This is a genomic window from Thalassospira sp. MCCC 1A01428 (assembly GCF_002115825.1).
Taxonomy (GTDB): Bacteria; Pseudomonadota; Alphaproteobacteria; order Rhodospirillales; family Thalassospiraceae; genus Thalassospira.
This window is the reverse complement of sequence record NZ_JFJZ01000098.1, coordinates 1-4,445: the sequence shown is the minus strand read 5'-3', so window position 1 is coordinate 4,445 and position 4,445 is coordinate 1. Positions and strand designations below refer to the sequence as shown.

At 51.4% G+C, this 4,445-nt stretch carries 5 protein-coding genes; 1 reads left to right on the top strand and 4 read right to left on the bottom strand.

All coding sequences use genetic code 11. From position 1 onward, the window contains the following. The 4 genes from THS27_RS25735 to THS27_RS25720 form a co-directional block, all read right to left on the bottom strand. Positions 1–1,170 (bottom strand): MCP four helix bundle domain-containing protein (locus THS27_RS25735; RefSeq protein WP_085595798.1); only part of this gene is annotated, 1,170 nt, incomplete at its 3' end. A gap of 443 nt (positions 1,171–1,613) precedes the next feature. After that, entirely contained in the window at positions 1,614–1,859 is a 246-nt protein-coding gene (locus tag THS27_RS25730) for a hypothetical protein (RefSeq protein WP_085595797.1), read from the bottom strand. An 82-nt stretch (positions 1,860–1,941) separates the two neighbouring features. Next, positions 1,942–2,748, bottom strand: coding sequence for a tRNA1(Val) (adenine(37)-N6)-methyltransferase (locus tag THS27_RS25725; protein ID WP_085595796.1), 807 nt, complete (start codon positions 2,746–2,748; stop codon positions 1,942–1,944). 70 nt (positions 2,749–2,818) lie between these two features. Continuing rightward, entirely contained in the window at positions 2,819–3,094 is a 276-nt protein-coding gene (locus tag THS27_RS25720; protein WP_085595794.1) for a DUF2007 domain-containing protein, read from the bottom strand. 234 nt (positions 3,095–3,328) lie between these two features. On the opposite strand from THS27_RS25720, the gene THS27_RS25715 reads away from it, so the two are divergent. Next, entirely contained in the window at positions 3,329–4,339 is a 1,011-nt protein-coding gene (locus tag THS27_RS25715) for a polyprenyl synthetase family protein (protein ID WP_246833110.1), read from the top strand. Positions 4,340–4,445: the final 106 nt, after the last annotated feature.

The following is a 4,445-nucleotide window of genomic DNA, read 5'->3' as shown; positions in this document are numbered from 1 at the left end:
TGCCGGGACTAAACACCTAACAACACGGCCGGTATGTCCTGCCTGTTCAACGGCTTCTTTGGAAACTGTTGCCGCCAAAGCCACATCATTTGCAATTTGCCCGATTGATGCTGATAATTCTTCGGCTGACGCTGCCACAGTCTGCACATTGCTTGACGTCTGTGTCGCGGCCGTAGCCACCGCCGAAGACTGATCAAACGCCTGCTGTGAACGCGATGTCAACGAGTTTGCATTTGCCTGTAACTGGGTCGCAGCCGAGGCAACAGCGGCAATGGCAACACTGGCATCATGATCAAAATCACGGGTTTTCTGCTCAATATGAGCTGCTCTTGCCGCTTGCTCGGCCTGGCTTTTTTTCTCGGCCTCGGCCAACCGTTCAGTTTCAATCATGTTATCGCGGAATACCTGTACAGCGTCCGCCATTTCGCCAATTTCGTCCTTGCGTTCAATGCCGGGAATCTCAACCGATTTATCGCCCGACGCCAAACGCGACATGGTATCTGTCATATTGACAATCGGCGTTGCAATTCCACGTGAAAGAATAAACGAAAAAGCCACTGTCAGCAGGGAAACAAAAACCGCCACGCAAATCATCAATAAGCGCGCCCATAAATATTCTTGATCCCCTCGTTCCGATGCGTCCTTGCCCCCTTTCTGGTTCAACGCCACCAATTCCTGAAGCATCCCGCGAATTTGAACAACAGCCTGCTCGCCTTCCCCCAGAACCATATCTCGCGCCTGATCATTCTGATTATTTTTTGAAAGAACAGCAATCCGATCCCAAAGCTCGGTATATTGCTCAATCAGCGCGCTTGCCTTTTGCCACGTTGCAAGTTCATCGTCCGAAGAAATCAGCTTTTCATAAATTTTGGCTTCCGTTAATTCGGTCGATAGCTGCTTTGCTATTTTACCTTCGTACTCTGCCATCTTGTTGGCATTATCCGACAAAACATGGGCAAGCTGAAATATCCGCATTTTATTTATGCTGTCATTAATATCGTTGATCGCCTTGATACTTGGCAGCCAGTTCACAGCAATTTCAGTTGATGTGTTATTAATCGTCTGCATCTTGGTGATCGCAAAAACGCTCGTGAAGATGTTCAGGACCAGCATTACCCCGAAAGCGACCATCAACTTGCGGGAAATCTTCAGATTGGAAAAAACTTCCATTTATATTGCCTCAAAAAACATTTTTGCCGCTCCGCCACATGGCAGCCACAGCATTGCCGAGACAAAGGCAGTCGACATACGGCACAAGTCATTTGCTGTATGAATCCGGTAAGTAATTTCCGGGTTTCGCGAATGCTGAACAGACATCGATGTCCTGTCTTTTTAAAGCGGCGGCTGGCTTTTAACCGAACCACCGCCAAGAACCAGACACTGACATTGGCTGCGCATAATTTGACTTCAAGGCCATAAAAATAATTTGTGATAAAAAAACACAGGCATGCATCAGGGCATAACAAAGCCCCGCCGAACAAACGCATCATTATTACGTCGCCTGTCCCGTAATAATACGTTCCAGACGAATAAAATGGCGCGTTGACTATTTCCGGTAAGCGTTAATTTTTAATACGGAAAAGAGCGTTTTAAAATAAGTCCAATTCTATAAATCAGGACTCACAGCGATGAGACAACCCTTCGGCATGGTAAACACCACAATGCGGGCATTTTTCCATGTCCTGTGCCACCGGGCGGCCCGGCTCGGCCCTGGCGCGCGGCTTCATCCGGTCGGCCCAATGGGCACGACCCTTTTCGCGGGTGTTCTGATTTGCGCCCTTGCGCCCCAAAAATCGCGAAACCTGCCACACCACAACAATAACAAGGGCGGTAAACAGGATTTGTGAAAAACTCAGCATGAACGTCCCCGGAGATGCTTTATGCCAGTCCGGGGCGGCCCCGTACCGGTTTCAGGCAGTGTTATAGTCAAAATTTGAAATTTTAGAAACCGGGCAATGATGCTGGCTGGCGCAATAATTGGTCTGTTTCCGGTAAATATTGCCCGGCCTCGTCATGCAAAACCAGCCCCCGGCGCATTTTAAGCGGCGATGAAACACCCTTGCGGGCCGAAACAATCACGCGAAGCGGGGCATCGGCACTGGCCTTGCTCCAGATCGGGTAAACCGTCATATCGCCCGCCCGCCCATATAACAGGCCAATAATACGGTCCAGATGGTCAGCCCGATGGACCAGGGTTATACGGCCTTTTTGCCGCACCATTTTAAGGCAAAAGCCAATCCAGACGGCCAAATCGGCACTGCCTTCCTGATGGGCCGTCGCCCGGCTTTCATTACTGGGGCGCGTTCCACCTGCATAATAAGGCGGGTTGGAAATAACCTGATCAAAACTTTCGGCCACCAGTGGCAGATCCCGGTTATTGATATCACCCTGCACTGGCGTTACCCGGCCAACAAAACCGTTTTCAACCACATTACGGCAAAACAGGGCATACAGGTCGTCTTGCAATTCCACCCCTGTAACCCGGGCGGCTTCAAGGCGCCGGGCCACACATAACCCGACCGACCCGACGGCCGAGCCGACATCAAGAATTTGACAATCGCGATGCCCCGCAACCGAAACTGCGGCTGCCAGCAACACCGCATCAACCGCCGCCCGATAACCATCAAGCGGTTGTTTCAAGGTTACGGCACCGCCCAGCAAAAAATCGTGGCTGGTACGGTTTTCGGGGAAATCGGGCACAGATAAAACTGCGCCATCGGGTTGTGATGCCATCGCTGTGTTAATCATTCGTCGTTATGCAAGATAGCAGGATAATATTGGCAAGTTACCCCCCGATGCCAGTACCAGATAACTGTCATCAGCCTTTAACATCGTCATATCCGGCAACATTACTGTCTGCTTCGTCATCTGTTTCAACATTGCCTGGTAAATCGCGCCGGGCAATTTCAAGAATATACCGCGCCCGGCTTTCATCATCGGGCGTAACCATCAAACGCCGCGGCAATGCCCCGATAGATCCATCCAGAATGGATGCATGAAAATCAAAGATCAGGCAGTCAATGCCCTCGTCGGCCAGCACCGCCTGAACCCAGCTTAACTCTACCGGGTCGTTGCTGCGGATCAGTTCAATCATATCGGATACAGTTCCCTTGCCGTCACATGCATTTTAAACCACCATACCATAGCATATTATTGTTCAATGCGGCAGAAAGCGGTATTGATTTGTCCACTTGACCGTCAACACCCGGCGTCATTATGTTGGGCGACGGTCAGGAACGACCATATTGGCTGTTCCTGACGTCATCATGAAACCAGCGTTGCTGGCCTGTCATCAGGTGGCAACGCAAGAATTGTTTCGGAAAATAGCGTGAATAACACTGCAACGCAGCATACCATACAGCCTAGCCTGGATTCCCTGGTCCACCTTGTCGATGCAGACATGAAACGGGTTAACCAGGTTATCATTGATAACATGCACAGCGATGTTGCCCTGATCCCGCAACTGGCCAGTCATTTGATTGCCGCCGGCGGCAAACGCATGCGCCCGATGCTGACTTTGGCATCGGCACGGCTTTGCGGTTATGACGAAGGTGATTCTGCGGTCAACATGGCAGCCTGTGTCGAATTCATTCATACCGCCACCCTGCTGCATGACGATGTGGTTGATGAAAGCCTGCTGCGCCGGGGTCAGGAATCGGCCAATGCCATGTTCGGCAACGAGGCCAGCGTGCTGGTTGGCGATTTTCTATTTGCCCGTTCATTCGTGCTGATGGTCAAGAACGGCTCGCTTAAGGTGCTTGATATTCTGGCGCGTGCATCGGCAGTCATTGCCGAAGGTGAGGTGATGCAGCTTGCCACCGCCAACGACATGGCAACAACCGAGCAAGCCTATCTTGATGTCATCATGGCAAAAACGGCGGCTCTGTTTGGTGCGGCATCGCATATCGGTGCCGTTATTGCCGATCGCCCCGAGGCCGATGAATTTGCCTTGCGCGATTATGGCCTGCATCTGGGCACCGCCTTTCAGCTGATTGATGATGTGCTGGATTATTCGGCCCATCAGGCCACGCTGGGCAAAACCGTGGGCGATGATTTTCGTGATGGCAAGGTCACCCTGCCCGTCATCATTGCCTATGCCAAAGGCGATGAAGACGAAAAAGCCTTCTGGCGTCGCTGCATGGAAGACCAGAATTTCGAGGATCGCGACCTTGACCATGCCCAAATGCTGATCCGCAAATACAACACCCTTGAAGCCACCATGGACCGGGCACGCGAATATGGCCAACTTGCCATTAACGACCTTGCCACCTTCCCTGATGGTCAAATCAAGGATGCCATGATCGAAGCTGTCGAGTTTTGTATTTCACGGCCTTATTGACGGCCTGCCATCCCCTTTGACAAGGGGGTGACGAAAAAATTCCTTGCGCGCCGGTTCAATTCCGATTAATACCCGGCTCGCAGAATGACGGAGCGTAGCTCAGCCT